The organism is Pantoea sp. B623 (assembly GCF_024814475.1).
GTDB classification, from domain to species: domain Bacteria; phylum Pseudomonadota; class Gammaproteobacteria; order Enterobacterales; family Enterobacteriaceae; genus Pantoea; species Pantoea ananatis.
Map to the genome: position 1 here is coordinate 19,227 of NZ_JANUXM010000003.1, position 19,361 is coordinate 38,587.

Here is a 19,361-nt window from a genome sequence, read left to right on the forward strand (position 1 = left end):
AGAATGACAATTAAGAGTTACGCAGCCATGCAGGCGGGACAAGCACTGGAGCGTTACGACTATGATCCCGGCCCGTTAGACGCTGAAGATGTAGAAGTTGAAGTTGAATACTGCGGCGTATGCCACTCAGATCTGTCGATGATCGATAACGAATGGGGAATTTCCGCGTATCCCGTTGTTGCCGGCCATGAAGTGATTGGACGCGTGGCTGCGCTTGGCGAAAGTGCCAAAACGAAAGGCCTGAAAGTGGGACAGCGCGTGGGCATCGGCTGGACAGCCAAGAGCTGCCAGCATTGCGATCCCTGCATCAGCGGCGATCACGTCAACTGCGCCAATGGCACCACAACCACGATTGGCAACAATGGGGGCTTTGCTGACAAACTGCGCGCCAACTGGCAGTGGGTTATCCCATTACCTGAAAAGCTGGATGCGGCCACGGCCGGCCCTCTGCTGTGTGGTGGGATTACCGTCTTTAAACCCTTACTTATGCATAACATTACCGCGATGAGCCGCGTCGGCGTGATCGGTATTGGTGGTCTGGGCCACATCGCCATAAAGATTCTGCACGCGATGGGCGCAGAAGTGACGGCGTTCAGTTCTTCGGCCAATAAGAAGCAGGCTATTCTGGACATGGGCGCCGATCATGTGGTGAACAGCCGCGATCCGGAAGCTTTAAAAAGCCTGGCGGGCCAGTTTGACCTGATTATCAGCACGGTCGCCGTCGATCTCGACTGGCAACCCTACTTTGCGGCCCTGGCGCCTCGCGGTAAGTTCCATACCGTGGGTGCCGTACTGAAGCCGTTTGACGTGCCGGCTTTCAGCCTGATTTTAGGCGACCGCGCCGTGACGGGTTCTTCAACCGGTTCACCTGCGCAGCTGCGTTCACTGCTGAAGCTGGCTGGCCGTACAGATATTGCGCCGACAGTGGAGTACTTCCCGATGTCGAAAATCAACGATGCACTGGACCATGTTCGTGCAGGTAAAGCCAACTACCGTGTGGTTCTGAAAGCCGACTTCTGATCCCTGGCGCGCCTTTCTGGCGCGCCTTTTTCCCTTCCCGCCGCCAGATCGGCTAATCTCTGTTAAAATTGAATCCTTAAGCCTGCTGCCAGACGTCTCTACCGGAGAAATTATGTTGTGGATTTGGAATGCCCTGATCGTTTTCGTTACCGTGATTGGCATGGAAGTGGTTGCTGCACTGGCACACAAATACATCATGCACGGCTGGGGTTGGGGATGGCATCTTTCACATCATGAACCGCGTAAAGGTGCGTTTGAAGTTAACGATCTTTATGCCGTGGTTTTTGCTGCATTATCGATCCTGCTGATTTATCTGGGCAGTACAGGAATGTGGCCGCTCCAGTGGATTGGCGCAGGTATGACGGCGTATGGATTACTCTATTTTATGGTGCACGACGGGCTGGTGCATCAACGTTGGCCATTCCGCTATATTCCACGCAAGGGCTACCTCAAACGGTTGTATATGGCGCACCGTATGCATCACGCCGTCAGGGGCAAAGAAGGTTGTGTTTCTTTTGGCTTCCTCTATGCGCCGCCCCTGTCAAAACTTCAGGCGACGCTCCGGGAAAGACATGGCGCTAGAGCGGGCGCTGCCAGAGATGCGCAGGGCGGGGAGGATGAGCCCGCATCCGGGAAGTAAGGGCCTGACCAGAGGCGGCCAGCAGCAGCGTTAATTTTTCGGGCGTGGTCGTTGACTGCCGCTGATCCCAGGCTTGCTGACCGGCCTGTTCAACTTTGACACCTATTTTCCGGTAAACCTGCTTCGCCGTAGCGATTGCCCAGGCCGAACGCAGGGGCAACCCAGCCAGGCCCGCTGTGGCAGACAAATAGTAAGGTTCTGCTTCCTGCACCAAACGACGGGCGATACGGCTCAGCGCCTGACGGTTTTCAGGTGCCGCATAATTCGCTTTGTTCAGACCTTCATGCTCCAGCCAGCTTGCCGGCAGATAACAGCGGCCCGCATGCGCATCGTCCACAATATCGCGAGCAATATTGGTCAACTGAAATGCCAGCCCAAGGTCACAGGCGCGGTCCAGCGTGGCGTTATCCCGTACGCCCATGATTTGCGCCATCATCAAGCCGACTACGCCTGCAACGTGATAGCAATAGCGCAGCGTATCGTCCAGTTGGCTGTATTGCGCTTCGCGTACATCCATGGCGAAGCCTTCCAGATGATCAAACGCGTAAGCCGGGGCGATATCATGAGCCATAGCCACTTCCTGAAAAGCCGCAAACGCCGGTTCGTGCATCTGCGATCCTGCATAGGCCTGGCGCGTTTTCATCTCAAGTTGCATCAGACGTTGTTCGGGCGTTTGTAAGGCTGGCTGCCGGGCCTGGAAGCCCAGCGTCTGATCGTCAATAACATCGTCACAATGGCGGCACCAGGCGTAGAGCATCAGTACGCTGCGCCGGGTTTTTGCATCAAATAACTTTGAGGCTGTCGCAAAACTTTTCGAGCCAACTGCCATCGTTTCGACCGCATGATTGAGTAACGACGGATTATTCAAATCAGATCCTCCAGCATCAAACCTGCTGTCGCTTTTGCCGAGCCGATGACGCCAGGAATGCCTGCGCCGGGATGCGTGCCTGCGCCGACCAGGTAGAGATTAGTAATGGTTTTATCGCGGTTATGCGGCCGAAACCAGGCGCTCTGGGTAAGAACGGGCTCCACGGAAAAGGCTGAGCCCTGATAGGCATTAAGCTGGTCGCGAAAATCAAACGGCGTAAACATCCGGTGCGTGACCAGCTGACTCCGTAAGCCAGGCATGTAATGCTGCTCAAGGTACTCAAAAATACGGTCGCGTAGTTTTGGCCCCTCAACCGTCCAGTCGAGGTTCGCGGTGCCTAAATGCGGCACCGGCGCCAACACATAGTAACTGCCGCAACCTTCAGGCGCCAGTGACGAATCCGTGACACAGGGCGCGTGTAGATAAAGTGAGAAGTCCTCTGCGAGGCCATCATGATTAAAAATCTCGTCAATCAGTTCGCGGTAACGCGGGCCGAAACAAACCGTGTGATGCGCGAGCTGATCATGATGGTGATTCAAACCAAAATAGAGCACAAACAGAGAGTTACTCATACGCTTAGTCTGCAGTTTGTTGGACTGCTTAACCGCGGCAGGGTGCTGGCTTAACAGGTCGCGATAGGTATGAACCACATCTGCATTTGACGCGACGGCTTGCGTCAGGAACCTGCGACCGTCCTCTAAATGCACGGCTTCAATCTTGTTTCCTGTCGTTTCCATATGGCTGACTCTGGCGTTTAACACGACTTCACCACCCAGATCCTGAAACAGCTTTATCATCCCCTGAACTAATGCGCCGGTGCCGCCACGCGGAAACCAGACGCCCCACTCACGTTCCAGCGCGTGTATCAACGTATAAATGGATGAGGTGGCGAAGGGATTGCCGCCCACCAACAGCGAGTGGAAAGAAAACGCCTGGCGCAGATGTTCATCTTCGATGTAACTGGCAACCTTACTGTAAACGCTTCTCCATGCCTGCAGTTTCGCCAGTTGAGGTGCGGCGCGAAGCATGTCTCTGAACGATAAAAAAGGGACAGTACCGAGCTTCAGATAGCCTTCTTTAAACACCGCGCGTGAATAGTCCAGAAACTGACGATAACCTTCGACATCGCGGGGATTAAACTGCTGAATCTGCGCTTCGAGCCGGGTTTGATCGTTATCGTAATTAAAGACCTTCCCTGACTCCCAACACAGGCGGTAAAAAGGCGTAACCGGCAGCAGTTCGACATACTCTTTTAACTGTTTTCCTGCCAGTGCAAACAGTTCTTCAATGGCACTGGGATCGGTGATAACCGTCGGGCCTGCATCAAAGGTAAACCCCTGATCCTCGTAGACATAAGCCCGACCGCCGGGTTTATCGCGTTGTTCAAGCAGTAAGATGGGGATCCCCGCAGCCTGTAGACGAATTGCCAGTGCCAGGCCACCGAAGCCTGCACCAATTACCGTAGTTGGTTTCATGTAGTCGCTCTTTAACGATGAGTCGTCATAATGGCTTGCAATGCTGCTAATACCGGAACAGGCGGCTTGCCGCTCAGAATACGTAGCCGATCGGTCAGCGTGAGTTTTCCCGCATAAAAACGGGCAATTAAATCTTCAGGTAAACCATAAAAACGCTGCATAACTCGCCAGCGTGAATCGGCGGGCCCGGCTAAAAACAGCATGCGATTCAGCATGCGGAAAAAGCGCTGCTGCTGCCAGCGCTCGCGGGCAAAATGCGTAATGGCCTGGTGAATTGAGGCCGATGTAAAGACATCAAGTGCGCTCAGGCGGTCGGCCACGTCAACCGCCAGCGGCAGTGAATAGCCGGTGGTAGGATGGAACAGACCGGCACGTAATCCACTACAGGCCAGGGGGCGCTGCTGCCAGAATGCCTCGGCATTGCCCGACAGGGTGATGGGTAAGGCGCCCTGTTCTTCACGCAGCAATGTCTGAAGCTGCCAACCCTGTTGCGCGGCATAGTCGCAAATATTTTGCCGCGCGCGTTCAGGATCTAATGTCGCATTATCGATATAGTGCGTGTCTTCAATTAACAATCTGGTCGGCGAGAGCGGCAGGCTGTACACGAAGCGATAACCATTTTGCTGATCGACCGTGGCATCCATGATAATGGGAGACGATAAACCATGCGGTTGGCTCAATCGCCATTCCTGGCCAATAAACGCCTGGAAGCCCACGCTCAGTGCTGAGTTTGCCGCATAACCCCGCCCGTCAATCACCGCGCGTGCACCGATAACCTGACCCTTTTTCAACCGAACAGATTCCGCATTAACCTCTGCGACCGCGGTATCCATCCACAAGTGCGGGCCAAACTGTCGCTGTAAAACCTCAGCGAAACGCTGAGAAGTAATACAGAAGTAGCCGCTGTTCAGCTTACGACGGCGTGTGGGAAAGCGCACCTGATAGTCGGGCCAGTGATGAACCACCAGCGGAGCTATCCAGCGATGTTGGCTCTCAGTCAAATCATCGTGGTGAAATGACCACGTATGATTCCCGCCCGCCTGGGGTGCGGCGTCGATAAGCAAAATACGCATATCAGGTTGCTGTTGCTGAAGACGCAGGGCGATAAGGCCATTCGCGAGTCCAGCCCCCACGAGAATCAGATCATAATGCGGTTGCATAGCCGCTCCCACTTAAGACAGGCTGACCGGTGCGCATAACCTGCTCAATGATATCGGCAGCGGCCATGGTGCCCCCTGCCAAACGAAGGGCGGTCTGGATCTTCGCCATGCGCTGCTGAAAGTCGACGTTGGTCAGCAATGAACGCATCTGACGAGCCAAAGCATGGCTGGTGGTAAAGCGGGAAGCACGCTTGCCGATGCCGTGATAAACGATGCGCGACGCGACGCCGGGCTGATCAAAGGCCAGTGGAAGCGCTAAAAGGGGCGTCCGGTAATTAATCGCGTCCAGTACCGTATTCATGCCGCCGTGGGTGATCGCCAGCTGCGCCTGTGACAGCGCGGCTGACTGATCGGCAAAATCCACCACCTGTGTATGACGGCTTCGCGCCAGTTCTTCACTCTGAGAGTCCGTAAGACGACCACAGTGGGCTAACAGGAGCTGACCGTCAATTTCTTCACAGGCTTTCACTATCGTTTTAAACAGCCCATAACGGTGTCCCTGAAGCGTGCCCAGCGAGGCGAAAATCCGGGGTTTTTCTGAGGATGTAAAATAACGGGATGAAGACGTTGATGGTGCGTACGTTTCGCGCAGAGGCCCGACGGCATGAAAACAAGCCGGTAACGCTTTGCGGGGAAAATCCAGTTCAGGAACAAGCTGGCTGATTTGCGCCAGTGGCGAAAAACACTGGTGAAGCTTTTGCCGGGGGGCTAAGCCCATTCTGTGGCTGTGTTCGGCAATGACACGGTCATGACGACGCATTAGCCAGTCATAAATTTTTTCACTGGCGGCATAACGTTCGCGAGCCGCGTCGCTGGTCCCGTATTCGAAAGGCATAACCGCCAGGGGCATATCCGGTTCACGATTGAGAGGCAGCGCGCAGGCTACGGAGATAAACGGCAGTCCCAGTGCTTCAGCAACGAGCGCGCCTGCCGGTTCCATTTGATCAACAATGACGCCATCTATCGCCAGATCGTTAAATGCCTGGGGGAGTTCGCGGCACAGCATATCGGTGGTGCGCGCCATTTCATTGATGAGCTTCAGCATTGACGGCCCCAGAGGATGAGCCGCCAGGTTTAGCACGCGCGTTAACGCGCCGGGGGGATGGCTGTCTGTCCCGACGGCATGAAATCCAATGGTTTCGCTATCGATCAAGTGTTTAATATCGTATTGCTGAATAAAGGTCACCCGATGACCGCGCGCGACCAGTTCCTGAGCGAGATTCTGTAATGCGCGAACATGGCTGTAAAAAGGCGGTGCGATCGCCGCGAAATGGCTCATGCAGCATCCTTAACTGACGGCAGCGAGTTTTTTGTCAAACCAGGCCTGAATAAAATGTTGAGTGGCGTGCCCGTGTTGGCAGGCCGCAGAGAGATGCTCACTGGCAAGATGAAGATGTTGTCTCAGACGTTCTTCAACCGCCCTCGGGCCTAACAGATTGACCAGCGTCGATTTACCGGCGTCCTGATTGCTATCCTTACCGGTGTCGGTCATGCCATCGGTCAAATCGTCCAGTAGTTGAAATGCCTGACCAAGATCAAGTGAAAAACGATGCAGGCAATCACGCGCTTCGCTGGAGGCATTCGCAACAATCGAGGCCATCTGCATGGAGGCACAAAACAGCGTGCTGGTTTTAAAGTGATTCGTCATCAGAATAGCTTCAGCGCTGCGCGGCTTATCCCCTTCAGACAGGTCCTTGAACTGACCCTGAACCAATCCTTGCATGCCGATGGCGTTTGACAGTTCAGAAACCGCCCGATTTTTTGCCAGCGGCGTGAGGCCATCTGCATCGGCAATTACGCCAAAGGCTTTACTCAGCAAGGCAACCGCCGCCAGTATTGCCACATGCTCTCCGTAATGAGAATGAATGGTAGGGCGTCCGCGCCGCAGCTTCGCATCGTCCATGCAGGGCATATCGTCAAGGATCAGCGAAGCCGCGTGGACCATTTCCACCGCACAGGCCAAATCCAGTAATCCGTCATGGCTGACAGCGCAACCCAGATCGCGGGCGGTCAGCAACAGCAACATGGGGCGAATACGTTTTCCCGGTGCCAGCGCACCTTCACGCATCGCGGCACCCACAACATCCCGTTCTCCCTCCACGGGCAATAACTGATCAAGGCGTCGATCAATATCAGCCAGTAACTGCTCCGCAGCATCGCGAGTGAGATGAACGTGTTTTTTTGCGCAGACCGTCATTCGGGCTGTCCTTATAAACGGATACATTTACGGCAACGCGAAAGATGCGGTGCCCTTCAAAAAGACGCTTAATCTGCCATAACATGGTTGGCAGGCTTACCCGTTATTTTACATTTAGGGTTACAGGTTTTTTTTGCTAAATCCACATCGTTAATACTAGTTGAGCTTGTGGAAAAGGTGGAAAATTCATAAACCTCCGTCGGATTGGCAGACCGTGCGGTACCTTTACCGGGTTGCCAGGGGTCAGCCTGTCAGCGCACGTAATGTTGCAATGACCTGAGAAACATCATCCGCACTGAGCGCCGTGTCTTTCGCAAACTTTACCTGACCATCAGGGTCCAGCACGATGACAGCGGCACCTTCTGGCTTAAGCTGCCAGCGATGTTGTGCCACGCCGCTACTGTCGATAATAAATTGTTGCCATGGTGAGGCTTTTTTACTGGAGCGGATACTGTTAATCACAAACAGACTGCTGCCAGGCAAAGTATCATCTGTATTCACGATGGTTGTGGTCTGGAACCGGTCTTGTGGCAGGTTGGCGCGCTGCAGGGCCGCAATAAGCGGGGCGGATTGCTCTTTGGCCGACAATCGTCCTGCAACATGAATAACTAAACGTGTCCGACCCGGAAGAGACAGGCTGTTCCATTTTTGATAGTTAACCTTGCCGCTATCCAGCCGCATCTCACCTTTATCCGCAATAAAAACCGACGGAAGGGGCTGCCCGATGACGATGTCATGCGCGCTGGCCCAGCAGGAAACGAGCAAAAGCGCCATCAATCCATAACGTTGCACAGTCTTATCCCTGTTTTTAGGATCTGAGTTACCAGCTTAGCAACTTTATTCACTTTCAACTGTTTTATGCCCAAACCTGTTTGAGATCAATATAGCCGGGGGAGGCCTGAACAAAAATGCATCAGCAAGTGAAGATCAGGAGGTGAAAAATGCACTCAGATCGTATGACATTATCTGAAATGGCAGCCTATCTAGGGGTTTCGCAGGCAACCCTGGTCAGGGCGCTTTGTAATGAGGGGGCGTTAGAGGGTGTGCCGCTTCCCGAAGGACTGGATCATCTGCCTCTGACGCAACGGCACTGGTTAAAAGAGGATGTCAGCCAGTTAAAACACGCCTTGCAACGCGTTCACGATATCCATCATGATTAAAGACCCGGCTTAGCATGCATTCTGATTCATCAAACGCCCGCATAATGCGGGCATTTTTATTACTTGCCCTGCTCGTCACTTTCACCCAGGAAAAAATACCAGAGTGGAATCGACATTAAGCCGGTAAATACGGTGGTATAAAGCAGAATCATCATGGCCTGAGTGATATACATCATTATCGTCCAGTCGCTGAACGGAATATTGTATTGCTCAATTACGCCACTCACCATGGCGCGTGCCATAACGGTTCCCACAATAATTGCCAGAATGACCACGCTGCGCAGGAAATAACGCATCTCTTTACGCTTAACGGCAAATCGGGATTGAACAATCGCCAATGGAGACTGCTTATCCAGCGGCGTGACAACCTCCTGACGTGAAGCACGCTGTGCTTTCCGCCAGCGCTGGATATCAAGCAGTAAGAAGGCCAGTAAACTCACGCCCATCAACGGCAGCGCATAACCGAATGCGAGAGCCAGGATCAGGCTGGCCCCCTGCTGATAGCGCGGTAAGACCTGCCATGCTGCCAGCAGCGTTTGCGCGGGATTGGCCTGCGGTAATGCCGGGCGGCGAATCCACCACATGCGATAACCCAGAACGATCATCGCACATAACCCCGTACCAAACAGCGCCAGGATGAGTTGGTTCGGTAGGCCAAACAGCACGCCCATATGTGCATCTACGCCCCAGCGTGTCAGCTTCGCGACCAGCGGAAAATGGGCAAACTCCACGTGATCGACAATGCTGAAGTCATCAGGATTAACGGAAACCGAATCGACCTGACTTGGCCAGCGGCGATCGATCTCACTCACTGTCCATGCCTGACCGGCACTTTTCGGCTGGCGTAATTCAATTTTTGCCGCCTTGATACCTGCGCTACGTGCGGCCGCCTCAACCCTGTCCCAGTCAGCATCAGGCTGATTAAGGATAACGGGTTTGTCGGTCTTATGACCCGGCATGCCGGTCAGTGTGCCGCCCATTGCCATACCGTCCATCGTGGCATGATGTTCGGCATGAGGATCGGCAGCCACCACCGGTGCATCGCCATTTAGCGCTGTTCTGACCTGAGGCGTCAACCAGCCAAAATCGCTGCGCATTTTATCAATATTACTGCCTGCCCACTGTGACCAGGTTAATCCCGTTACCGAGAAAAAGACCAGACCAAGGGACAGGACTAAGCCGAGCGTAATATGCCAGGAACGCGTTAATAAAAAGCCAGAACGCGGCTGTCTGACTTTGCGCCGCGGACGCGTACCCAGCCACAGCAGAATACCACCCAGTGCCGCAACCCATAACCATGACGCCGCCAGTTCGCTGTAATTACGGCCAACATCGCCCAGCAGCAGACCGCGATGAACCTGATCGAGCCACATGCGAAGAGGTAATACGCCGCTGGTACCATAAACCGTCATGTCCCCTTTTACAGCGAGCGTATAAGGGTCGATAAAAACAGAACGCGATTCTGAAGGGCCTGACTGCGGCTCTGAAAACTGCACACGCGTCGTGTCGTGTTCGCCCGGAGCGGGCCTTACGGCATAAATCCGGGCATTACCGGCATAACGCCTGGCCGCACTAATTTGATCGGAAAGCGGCTTTGCAGTGCCCTGGGCGTTGGTGGTGAGAGCATCTTTATAAATCAGGTTCTCTAACTGCGGCGTGATGACATACAGCGTGCCGGTTAATGCCGCAACAAAAATAAAGGGCGCAATAAACAGGCCAATATAAAAATGTAAACGACGAAGAACATTCAACATCGCCCCGCGTTGAGGAAGATTGTTTTCCCGTGAAAAAGTCATAGCGATTCCATATTTTCAGAATACCGGGCTTTTCCTCCTGCGCCATGGCGTAAGAAGAAAAGATCACATCGAGGAAATAAACAACCGGGGCAACGGTGGTGCGCGGGGTCGATAAATACCGTTCAGGCGCGGTAACGCCAGGCGCGCAATGTGCCGGGGCGGAGGAGCGCGACAGGTCAGGCAGATCAACCAGATGAAGGGAATAAATACCCACAACATTAACGGAACATGCACCAGCAGATCGCAATAACCGCAGGCGAGGCCGTCGTTCATCATACTGTGATCGGTCATCGCCATATCGCTGTGATGATCCATCATCGGCATATCCGCACTCATGCCTGACATCGTCATCGCATCATGGCGTTCAGCAAGATTTTTTGATACCACAGGTGCAATAAACAACAGCAGTACAGCCAGTATCGCAATACAGGCGCTCAGTCGTTGTTGTTTACAGCGGGTGGATTTCATCATCAGAACAGGATAGTTATTCACAATTTCAGGGCGGCAGTGTAACGCGACGGAGATAAAAGGGTTAAAAAAAATGACATTTAAGCCATCGAAAGTCGCACCTTTTGAACACATTCACTCAAATTGGCTTTGAAGTTAACTTTATCGTTACTCATGCCGTACATTTAAATAACATTATTTGTTGGTGATATCGTAATAAAGGAGATCTAATGAAAATCGTAACACTCGATGGCGACACATTACCCGTGCCACCGACTCAGCCCGCCTGGTGTAGTGACTGGCAATTTCGAACGGACACGGCCGAAGACGAGATCGTTACAGCGCTAAAGGGGGCGACCATTGCCATCACCAACAAGGTGCCCTTACGTGCGGCGACGCTGGCACAGCTCCCCGACCTGCGATACATCTGTGTCACGGCAACGGGCTATGACTGCATTGATATTGCAGCCTGCAAAGAGCGTGGCATTGTGGTGAGCAACATTCCGGGTTACTCAACGCAAAGTGTTTCGGAAGGCGTGATAGCCTTTATTTTTGCCTTGCGGCGCCAGATCGTGGAATACGCCAACAGCACGCGTCACTCCTGGCCTGAATCCTCTCATTTTTGCCTGCACCGGGCGCCGATTCAGGATATTGCTGGCGCAACGCTGGGTATTGTTGGAAAGGGCGACATCGGCAGCGCAGTCGGCAGGCTGGCACAGGCCTTGGGAATGCGTGTGCTTTATGCCGAACGCAAAGACAGCAGCAGGATCCGTGACGGCTATGTCAGCTTTGATGCGATGCTGGCCTCCAGCGATATCATTTCACTGCACTGCCCTCTCAGCGAGCAAACCCGTCATCTTATCGATCGCGAGACGCTGGAAAAGATGAAACCCCAGGCGTTGCTGATTAACACCGCGCGGGGCGGCCTAATTCACGAGGCGCAACTGGCAGATGCCCTGCGGAATGGCACCCTTGCCGGTGCAGCGCTGGACGTTCTCAGCAGTGAACCCCCTGCGCGGGATCACCCTCTACTCCAGCCCGATATCCCCAATCTTCTCCTGACACCGCACATTGCCTGGGCGAGTAACAGCGGCATGCACAATCTGCTTCAGGGACTCATGGTGAACCTGGCGGGATTTGAGCAAAACCGGCCCGTGAATGTCGTGAGCTGAATCAGAATATCGAACGGCCGAGTTTGTCAGTCAGGCACTCCAGCGCGGCGGTGCCGGCTAACGAATTGCCCGCGCTATCCAATCCGGGTGACCAGACCGCGATGCTCATTTCACCGGGAATGACGGCAATGATACCGCCGCCAACCCCGGATTTGGCGGGCATGCCCACCCGCCAGGCAAATTCGCCAGCCCCGTCGTACATACCGCTGGTAATCATTAGCGCATTGATCTGCCGCGCCTGGCGGGACGAAATCAGGGACGCGCCATCCAGGGTTTTTCCCTGATTAGCCAGATAAATAAAACTGCGAGCCAGTTCAATACAGTTCATGGACAATGAGCAGTAGTGAAAATAAGTCTGCATAACGCTGGTGACGTCGTTGTCAAAATTACCAAATGACTTCATCAGCCAGGCGATAGCCGCGTTGCGGGCAGAGTGTTCGTATTCAGAACGGGCGACGTGACGATCGTACTGAATATCCGATTGCTGACTGAGCTGACGGATTATTTCCAGCATACGCTGACGCGGTGCTGTCAGCCGGGTTTCAAGCAAATCGCAGATCACCAGCGCCCCGGCGTTAATAAAGGGATTACGGGGTTTTCCCTGCTCCAGTTCAAGCTGAACCAGCGAATTAAAAGGCTGACCGGAGGGTTCTTTACCCACTCGCCGCCATATCTCCGCATCCTCATAACGCGTCAGCGCGACGGTGAGAGAGAGCACTTTCGAAATGGACTGGATCGAAAAACGTGTTTCAGCATCGCCTGCCTGAAAAACTGTGCCATCACGTAAACAGACCGCTATACCCAGATGGTCGGCCGCGACGTCAGCCAGCGCCGGAATGTAATTAGCGACTTTGCCCTGATGAACTAACGGACGGACCTGCTCAAGAACGGCTTCAAGCAGTGAATTACTGAGAGTGGTCACACACGCGTCTCCAGAAAGATCGTTGATGGCGCAGGATGATGAGCGTCCTCAGGCTGCAAATCAATGGCTTGCAGATAAAATTGCCAGACGAGGCCTGAAATTTTATCAGGCATGATGATTACCCCACATCATCCCTTATGCAGCAGCAGGTTGCTGATTTAGTAAAATTCGGAGATAAATAAAAGCGAGGAATTATGGCGGGGATGCGATAACCTCTGGATTTAATTTGCATTGTTGGTGCTGTTCAGCACGCTAATTTTGAGGTCAGGCATGCGCGCTTTTGTCTCAAACCGACCCGGTCTTTTTCGCCCCCGTCGGCTACGGTTGTTACAATATCTTATTCGGCGAGATAAAACGCCGGTTGCCTTATTACTGCTCGCCGCGCTGGTGGGCGTATTAACAGGCCTGACGGCGGTGGCATTCGACAGAGCGGTAAGCTGGGTCATACATTCCCGCCTCCACTGGCTGAGCCAGTTTGAAAACAATGCCTTGTTAATGGGCTTGTTTGCCTTTATTTTTTCCGCAGGGCTGGCAGCGTCAGGCTATTTTCTTGTCAGGCGATTTGCGCCTGAAGCGGGTGGATCGGGCATTCCTGAAATAGAAGGTGCGCTGGAGGAGTTAAGGCCCGTACGCTGGTGGCGAGTTTTACCGGTGAAGTTCGTTGGGGGGCTGGGCGCGCTGGGCTCGGGCATGGTGCTTGGGCGAGAAGGGCCGACAGTTCAGATTGGCGGTAACATTGGACGCATGTGTCTGGATATCTTCCGCATGCGGTCTTCTGAATCCCGTCATACTATTCTGGCTACCGGTGCTGCTTCAGGCCTGGCCGCCGCCTTTAATGCCCCGCTGGCAGGCATTCTGTTCATCATTGAAGAAATGCGCCTGCAGTTTCGCTTTAGCCTTATTTCTATCAAAGCCGTGTTTGTTGGGGTCATTACCTCAAGCATTGTTTTTCGCGCGCTGAACGGTAACGAACCCATCATTAACATCGGGCAACTGAAAGATGCGCCGATACAAACCCTGTGGTTATATTTGCTGTTAGGGATTCTATTTGGTGGCTGCGGTGTGGCCTTTAATCGTCTGATATTCACGCTGCAGGATCTGTTTCAGACTCTTCACAAGGGCCAAACCTCGCGTTGGGTGCTGGGCGGTGCAGTGTTGGGCGGATTATGCGGTCTGCTGGGGCTGGTACTGCCTCAGGCCGTCACTGGCGGTATTACGTTAATTCCCGACTTTTCAGCCGGTACATATACCTCCGCCGCTTTACTCTCCCTGTTTTTTCTTCGCGCGCTGACCACCTTGCTGTGTTTCGCATCCGGGGCGCCAGGCGGTATTTTCGCGCCGATGCTGACGCTCGGCACATTACTCGGCATCAGCGTCGGTCAACTCTGTGTTGCGATGTTTCCGGCGTATCATCTTGAAGCGGCAACCTTTGCCGTTGCGGGCATGGGGGCGTTATTTGCGGCCTCGGTACGCGCACCCTTGACCGGCATTATTCTGGTGCTGGAGATGACGAATAATTATCAGCTTATTCTGCCAATGATTATTACCTGTCTTGGGGCTACCCTGTCCGCGCAATATTTCGGCGGAACGCCGTTGTATTCAACGCTTCTCGCCCGGACTCTGGCAAAGCAGCAACAAAGTGAGGCGGAGGCCAATGCAACGCACGATCGGGCCTGAGTGAGCAGGGCGAAATTGCGCAGATATTAACGCCGGGAATCTGGCCTGAGGTCGGACGGCAATCATTCTTGAAACGGGTCAGCGAGCTGAAATCAGTGGTTTTTTCCACTATGCAGTCCTTTAACCAATCCATACCGGTTGAAGAGCAACTGCGGGCATTGTCACAACATCCTGCGGGCGAACCTTTACCTGCCGCTGCCCGGTCTCAACTGGAAATGCACCTGAAGCAACTGACGGCCCGTTATGCTGAAATAACACACCAGGGTTCACAATAAAGGTGGGGTAAAAACTTCACGAGGTTCAGTCTGTTACCCTACGATTTTCCCTTTCGGTAGCGGGCGATCGCGCGCTGCCAAAACAGGTATCTTGCGACGTCAGCAAGTCAGTGAGTGCGGTGTATGACAAAAGGCGTCTATCGGAACGGCACGCTGTGGCGATGATTGCAGCCATCGCTTGCAAGAAAAAGCGGGTTTTGCAGAACAGTACAGGGCAGCGGTTGCGCCAAGGGAAGGTTATGCAAAATTGTCTGGTGAAGGTGTCTTATTGAAGTGTGAAGACCGCCCAGCAGGTAGCGATGTATCTGACCTACAGGAGAGAAATTTCAAAATAGCGCGAACATTAATGCTACCGGAAAACTCATAGGCCATGTTGCACCAACCAGAAAAGCACTCAACAGTTTGATGCTGAGCTTGTCTTTGGCGATAAAGAAGGTGATGAGTGCCGCTACCGAGGCAACAATGCCATAGAAGACCAGCATGTGTTGATAAAGTGTCATTTTTGCCTCAATACCTGTTTAAATGTTTGATGCAGATCATGCGGATTTTTGTGATTCAGATCAAGTATCAGGCCTTTTGTGTAAATAAAAAAAAGGCGTCAGACCGGTTTGCTACCGGCAATCTGGCGCTAAATACTGGCGATTTCACCCTGAAAGATGACAGTAAAATAAGCCTTATTCCCCTTCACAGGCCGATCCTTAAGGCCTGTCGCCCCTGGCGAACTGCCGTTTTTATTTCTCTTCTCCTCTCTTCTGTGGGCTCCTGTCTCACTTCTCTGTCGGGTTTTGAGACATATACTGTTTCACTGTGGATTGGATGAATTTCGCTCTCGTCCCAGGATAACCTCTCGATAACACAGGAGTATCAGGTGAAAAAATTTCCTTATCTGTTGTTAATCTTTTTATGTCCTGCTGCATTGGCTTTAACCCTGCAGTCGAAAGACTTCAGCGATAATGGCTTGTTAGATAAAAAATTTGCCGGTGCGAATAAAAGTAATGCGGCCTGTACCGGCGAAAACGTATCACCCGAACTTAACTGGTCAGAGAGTCCGGCCGGTACCAAAAGCTTTGCCTTACTGATGACCGATCCCGTGGGGGCTAAAGGTCTCGGGGTGAGTCATATGGTGGCTTACAACATTGCTTCTGAACGCAGTGCTTTTGCTCAGGGTGAACTGACAACGGGGAAAGGTTACACGGGTGGGAAAAACTCACCGGGCACCGCCCATTACTACGGCCCCTGTCCGCCTGTCGGTTCAGGCATTCACCACTATAACTTCGTGCTGATTGCCACGGATCTTGCACCCTCTGCGCTTGAACCGGGTTTGACTCATGACGAGCTGATGAAGAAACTCAAAGGACATGCCCTGGGTGCGGCCAGCTCGGTGGCCCGGTTTGGTAATGACTAGACTGAATGTACACATAAAAAAACACCCTGCGGACAGGGTGTTTTGGATGAAAACGGCGGATTATTTCGCGTCAGCTGGCGCGGGTCGATCGGATTCAGCCTTTCTGTCCATTTTATTAATCAGGCTTTGGGCTTCGGCTTCGCTTGCGACAGCAGGAGAAGAGCCGGTTAAGGGCTTACGGGCCGTTTCACGTACCGTCAGAATCGTCAGTAATCCCACCACCCCTGCAACCATCATGTAGTACGCCGGCATCATGGTATTTTGCGTGGTATCAACCAGCCATGCGGTAAGTAAAGGCGTGGTGCCGCCAAACAGTGAAACCGAAAGATTGAAGCCGATCGCCAGTGCACTGTAACGAATATCAGTGGCAAAAAGCGCGGGTAGCGTTGAGGGCATGGTGCCACTGAAGCAGGTGTGCAGAATACCCAGTATGAGCAGGCCGGCAAAGACTGCCCACATATTATGTGAACCGATCAACATAAAGCTGGGGATAGCGAGCAGGATCAGGCCCACTGCACCGAAGCCAATCACCGGGCGACGACCAATTCGATCGGTCCAGCGGCCCCACATCAGCGTTAACGGCATCATGACAAACATCACGATCATTACCAGCAGCAGCCCGCTGAGCTCAGGTAAACCCAGTACGCCGGTAAGATAGCTGGGCATATACGAGGTCAGCATGTAGTTGGAAACGTTAAACAATAAGACCAGCCCGATACACTTCATCATGGGCACGCGGTGCTTACTTAACATCTTGAAGAGCGTCAGGCGCGGTTTACTCTGCTCCAGCTCCTCCTGCTTCTGCATATGTTGTTTAAAAGCCGGTGTTTCCTCGAGTTTCAAACGCACATACAGGCCGAACAAGCCAAGGGGCGCGGCAATAAAGAAGGGCACGCGCCAGCCCCAGGACATCATGGCTTCTGATGAGATAAAGCTCGTCATTACGGTCACCAGACAGGCACCCAGCAGGTAGCCGCCTAATGTACCGAACTCCAGGAAGCTTCCCATAAAACCACGACGTTTATCTGTCGAATACTCTGCGATGAAGGTTGCTGCACCGCCATATTCGCCACCGGTAGAGAATCCCTGAACGAGTCGGGCCACCAGCAGCAGGATGGGTGCCATGATGCCGATTGAGGCATAGGATGGAATGATGCCGATGCAAAATGTGCCTATCGACATCATGATCATGGTGATGGCCAGCACTTTCTGACGTCCGATTCGGTCACCCAGCGGACCGAATACCAGACCGCCCAGTGGGCGGACTAAAAACGCCGCTGCAAAGGTACCAAAGGTCGCGATCAACTGAATTGCCGTATTGGCATCGGGGAAAAAGACCTTACCAATGATAACAGCCAGGTAGCTGTAGACGCCAAAGTCAAACCACTCCATGGCATTACCTAATGCGGCGGCACCGACAGCGCGTTTTAACATGTCATTATCGATAACGGTTATGTCATCAACCGTGAGTTTTTTTTGCTTTTTATTCCAGAAATGTTTTTTAGGCCTGGGTGACGATGAACGGTTTGTATCCATATTTTCCTCAAACTACTTAAATGAAGACGACCTATAGCTTTCGCAGCCAGTCAGCGAGGTTAACGGAAATAAAGGAAGAGAAAGCTATAAGAGGCCAGTGACATTAATGATAGAGCGTTCTTAACCGCAGCGAGAAAACATAGTACATGAATGTAATTTTTTGCAAGTAATCAGGAAAAAAGAGTGATTAATAAGTGAGATAGGCATAAATCATTTTTTACCTTTGTTTACATTCTGGCACATATGATGGTGCCTGAGTCCCTTTTAAACGGCATTCAGGATGGCGGATTCGCCTATTGCATGCGGTATTCAGGGGCAAACCAGAATCCGCCAGCGTGAGATTGCTGGCAGATTACCCTTAATTATGCCGGTTCAGCCGCCGGCGTTCGTCCGGTACTCCACCACAGCAGTAAGGCCACCAGGGCGATACAACCCAATGCGCTAAAGGCAATACTGTAGGAATAGCGAGCCACAATCAGCCCCGTCATCGCCGGGCTCATGGAGGCACCTACGCCTTGCATTAGCATCACCACACTCTGACCCGCATTAACGTGCCCGCTGCCGCGCAGCAGGGAGACAATGTAGCCCGGCACGGCAACGCCCAGTATTCCTGCCGCAATGCCATCAAGCACCTGGACTGGAATAACGAATAGCGTCTCTGGAAATTCTGCCGCAATAAGCGCCCGAAGCGGCATCATTAACAGGGCCGTCATGATCAAATAGCGATAGCCAATTTTATCCACACGGCGTGAAACGTAAATCGCGACAGGGATCATCACCAGCTGAGAAATAACAACCGTTGCCGCAGCATACAAACCGGGATCGACCGCATCTGGCCCGGTTGATGAGGCAACGCGCATACTCAGCATGGGCAACAGTGCGGCGTTGGCCAGATGAAACAGCAGTAAAGTCAGACCGGTTACCAGCAGTGCGGGTTTGCGCGCCAGGATCCACAGGCTCAGCGTCGGCTTTTGAGACTGATTGTCTTCTAATCCGCGCGCAACCTCATGATTGATATCCTCTCCACGTATCGCCAACGTCGCGATGGCGGCAAAGACGGCCATTATCATCATTAAAATGAAAACGGCGCCGAGCCCCCATTTCCAGGCAGCGAATCCTGCCAGTACAGCCGCCAGAGTGTTTCCGGCATGGTTGTAAGCCTCGTTCCGCCCCATCTGGTGGTTGAACCCTTTTTGCCCCGTCAGGCCCAGCGTTATCCCTGCTACGGTCGGGCCAATAAAGGCGGCAGCAATACCGGCAACGATCTGTGAAATGATCGCCGTCCAGGACTGGTTGCTGTACCAGAGTAATAAGGTCGCAACGGTAATCACGATGCATCCTGTCAGGATGACAAGACGTTTATAGCGCGTTGCATCCGCCACCACGCCTGCGGGCAACGTTGAGAGGAGCCCTGCAATGCCGCCTGAGGTCATGACCAGGCCTATTTCATCCGGGCTCCAGTGGCGTTCTGTCAGAAAAATGCCTAAAAATGGTCCCAGACCGTCTCTGACGTCGGCCAGAAAAAAACTCATCAGACACAGTGCCTGAAGTGACCGTTGTGACATGTGATTTTCCCTGTAGCAATAGTAAGGTTTGGGTGACCAACACATT

Annotated in this window: 18 protein-coding genes and 1 pseudogene; 7 read left to right on the forward strand and 12 right to left on the reverse strand. The window is 53.0% G+C overall.

Annotated elements, in window-relative coordinates:
- Nucleotides 1-3: 3 nt before the first annotated feature.
- Both NXS97_RS00725 and NXS97_RS00730 read left to right on the forward strand, forming a co-directional pair.
- A complete protein-coding gene (locus NXS97_RS00725; RefSeq protein WP_014333258.1) occupies nucleotides 4-1,020 on the forward strand; it encodes an NAD(P)-dependent alcohol dehydrogenase in 1,017 nt (338 codons plus the stop codon).
- Nucleotides 1,021-1,132: 112 nt separating this feature from the next.
- Entirely contained in the window at nucleotides 1,133-1,660 is a 528-nt protein-coding gene (locus NXS97_RS00730; protein WP_013027996.1) for a sterol desaturase family protein, read from the forward strand.
- Here the strand turns inward: NXS97_RS00730 and crtB are convergent.
- The 6 genes from crtB to NXS97_RS00760 all read right to left on the reverse strand — a co-directional run bounded on the left by crtB (nucleotide 1,599) and on the right by NXS97_RS00760 (nucleotide 8,134).
- Complete coding sequence (gene crtB, locus NXS97_RS00735) at nucleotides 1,599-2,528, reverse strand: 15-cis-phytoene synthase CrtB (RefSeq protein WP_105080745.1); 930 nt, start codon at nucleotides 2,526-2,528, stop codon at nucleotides 1,599-1,601. The two genes, NXS97_RS00730 and crtB, sit on opposite strands and share 62 nt — an antisense overlap.
- Nucleotides 2,525-4,003, reverse strand: a complete 1,479-nt coding sequence (locus NXS97_RS00740) for a phytoene desaturase (RefSeq protein WP_116220132.1) — start codon at nucleotides 4,001-4,003, stop codon at nucleotides 2,525-2,527. The genes crtB and NXS97_RS00740 overlap by 4 nt, the downstream gene beginning before the upstream one ends.
- A gap of 11 nt (nucleotides 4,004-4,014) precedes the next feature.
- Nucleotides 4,015-5,163: a lycopene beta-cyclase CrtY gene (crtY, locus tag NXS97_RS00745; RefSeq protein ID WP_105088750.1), complete on the reverse strand. Its 1,149-nt coding sequence runs from the start codon at nucleotides 5,161-5,163 to the stop codon at nucleotides 4,015-4,017.
- Nucleotides 5,147-6,442: a glycosyltransferase gene (locus tag NXS97_RS00750; protein WP_116220131.1), complete on the reverse strand. Its 1,296-nt coding sequence runs from the start codon at nucleotides 6,440-6,442 to the stop codon at nucleotides 5,147-5,149. The genes crtY and NXS97_RS00750 overlap by 17 nt, the downstream gene beginning before the upstream one ends.
- Nucleotides 6,443-6,451: 9 nt before the next feature.
- Complete coding sequence (locus NXS97_RS00755) at nucleotides 6,452-7,360, reverse strand: polyprenyl synthetase family protein (protein ID WP_014333254.1); 909 nt, start codon at nucleotides 7,358-7,360, stop codon at nucleotides 6,452-6,454.
- A 243-nt stretch (nucleotides 7,361-7,603) separates the two neighbouring features.
- On the reverse strand, nucleotides 7,604-8,134 hold the full coding sequence (locus NXS97_RS00760) for a YtfJ family protein (RefSeq protein WP_029569638.1): 531 nt from the start codon (nucleotides 8,132-8,134) through the stop codon (nucleotides 7,604-7,606).
- A 167-nt stretch (nucleotides 8,135-8,301) separates the two neighbouring features.
- Here NXS97_RS00760 and NXS97_RS00765 point away from each other — a divergent pair, with 167 nt between their 5' ends.
- Entirely contained in the window at nucleotides 8,302-8,520 is a 219-nt protein-coding gene (locus NXS97_RS00765) for a helix-turn-helix domain-containing protein (protein WP_014333252.1), read from the forward strand.
- Nucleotides 8,521-8,579: 59 nt separating this feature from the next.
- Here the strand turns inward: NXS97_RS00765 and NXS97_RS00770 are convergent, their stop codons facing one another.
- Both NXS97_RS00770 and NXS97_RS00775 read right to left on the reverse strand, forming a co-directional pair.
- Nucleotides 8,580-10,316, reverse strand: coding sequence for a DUF2534 family protein (locus tag NXS97_RS00770; RefSeq protein ID WP_024471500.1), 1,737 nt, complete (start codon nucleotides 10,314-10,316; stop codon nucleotides 8,580-8,582).
- A gap of 63 nt (nucleotides 10,317-10,379) precedes the next feature.
- On the reverse strand, nucleotides 10,380-10,808 hold the full coding sequence (locus NXS97_RS00775; protein ID WP_024471501.1) for a DUF2946 domain-containing protein: 429 nt from the start codon (nucleotides 10,806-10,808) through the stop codon (nucleotides 10,380-10,382).
- Nucleotides 10,809-10,993: 185 nt separating this feature from the next.
- Between NXS97_RS00775 and NXS97_RS00780 the strand changes: the two genes are divergently transcribed.
- A complete protein-coding gene (locus NXS97_RS00780; protein ID WP_013027987.1) occupies nucleotides 10,994-11,935 on the forward strand; it encodes a D-2-hydroxyacid dehydrogenase in 942 nt (313 codons plus the stop codon).
- Between the two features lies 1 nt (nucleotide 11,936).
- Here NXS97_RS00780 and glsB read toward each other — a convergent pair whose 3' ends face one another.
- The gene (glsB, locus tag NXS97_RS00785; protein WP_014598235.1) at nucleotides 11,937-12,857 is read right to left on the reverse strand and encodes a glutaminase B; all 921 of its coding nucleotides are present in this window, start codon (nucleotides 12,855-12,857) and stop codon (nucleotides 11,937-11,939) included.
- 258 nt (nucleotides 12,858-13,115) lie between these two features.
- Here glsB and clcA point away from each other — a divergent pair, with 258 nt between their 5' ends.
- Together clcA and NXS97_RS00795 are read left to right on the forward strand one after the other, a co-directional pair.
- Nucleotides 13,116-14,534, forward strand: coding sequence for a H(+)/Cl(-) exchange transporter ClcA (clcA, locus tag NXS97_RS00790; RefSeq protein WP_024471503.1), 1,419 nt, complete (start codon nucleotides 13,116-13,118; stop codon nucleotides 14,532-14,534).
- Between the two features lie 77 nt (nucleotides 14,535-14,611).
- Nucleotides 14,612-14,809: pseudogene (locus tag NXS97_RS00795) on the forward strand (VasL domain-containing protein); the annotation flags it as partial.
- Nucleotides 14,810-15,135: 326 nt separating this feature from the next.
- Here NXS97_RS00795 and NXS97_RS00800 read toward each other — a convergent pair.
- Nucleotides 15,136-15,309, reverse strand: coding sequence for a GhoT/OrtT family toxin (locus tag NXS97_RS00800; RefSeq protein ID WP_014333244.1), 174 nt, complete (start codon nucleotides 15,307-15,309; stop codon nucleotides 15,136-15,138).
- Nucleotides 15,310-15,677: 368 nt separating this feature from the next.
- Here NXS97_RS00800 and NXS97_RS00805 point away from each other — a divergent pair, with 368 nt between their 5' ends.
- Nucleotides 15,678-16,214, forward strand: a complete 537-nt coding sequence (locus NXS97_RS00805) for a YbhB/YbcL family Raf kinase inhibitor-like protein (protein WP_019105898.1) — start codon at nucleotides 15,678-15,680, stop codon at nucleotides 16,212-16,214.
- A gap of 60 nt (nucleotides 16,215-16,274) precedes the next feature.
- On the opposite strand, the gene proP is transcribed toward NXS97_RS00805, so the two are convergent.
- Complete coding sequence (gene proP, locus NXS97_RS00810) at nucleotides 16,275-17,750, reverse strand: glycine betaine/L-proline transporter ProP (protein ID WP_013027960.1); 1,476 nt, start codon at nucleotides 17,748-17,750, stop codon at nucleotides 16,275-16,277.
- A 362-nt stretch (nucleotides 17,751-18,112) separates the two neighbouring features.
- The gene (locus NXS97_RS00815) at nucleotides 18,113-19,315 is read right to left on the reverse strand and encodes an MFS transporter (protein WP_014598266.1); all 1,203 of its coding nucleotides are present in this window, start codon (nucleotides 19,313-19,315) and stop codon (nucleotides 18,113-18,115) included.
- Nucleotides 19,316-19,361 lie beyond the last annotated feature (46 nt).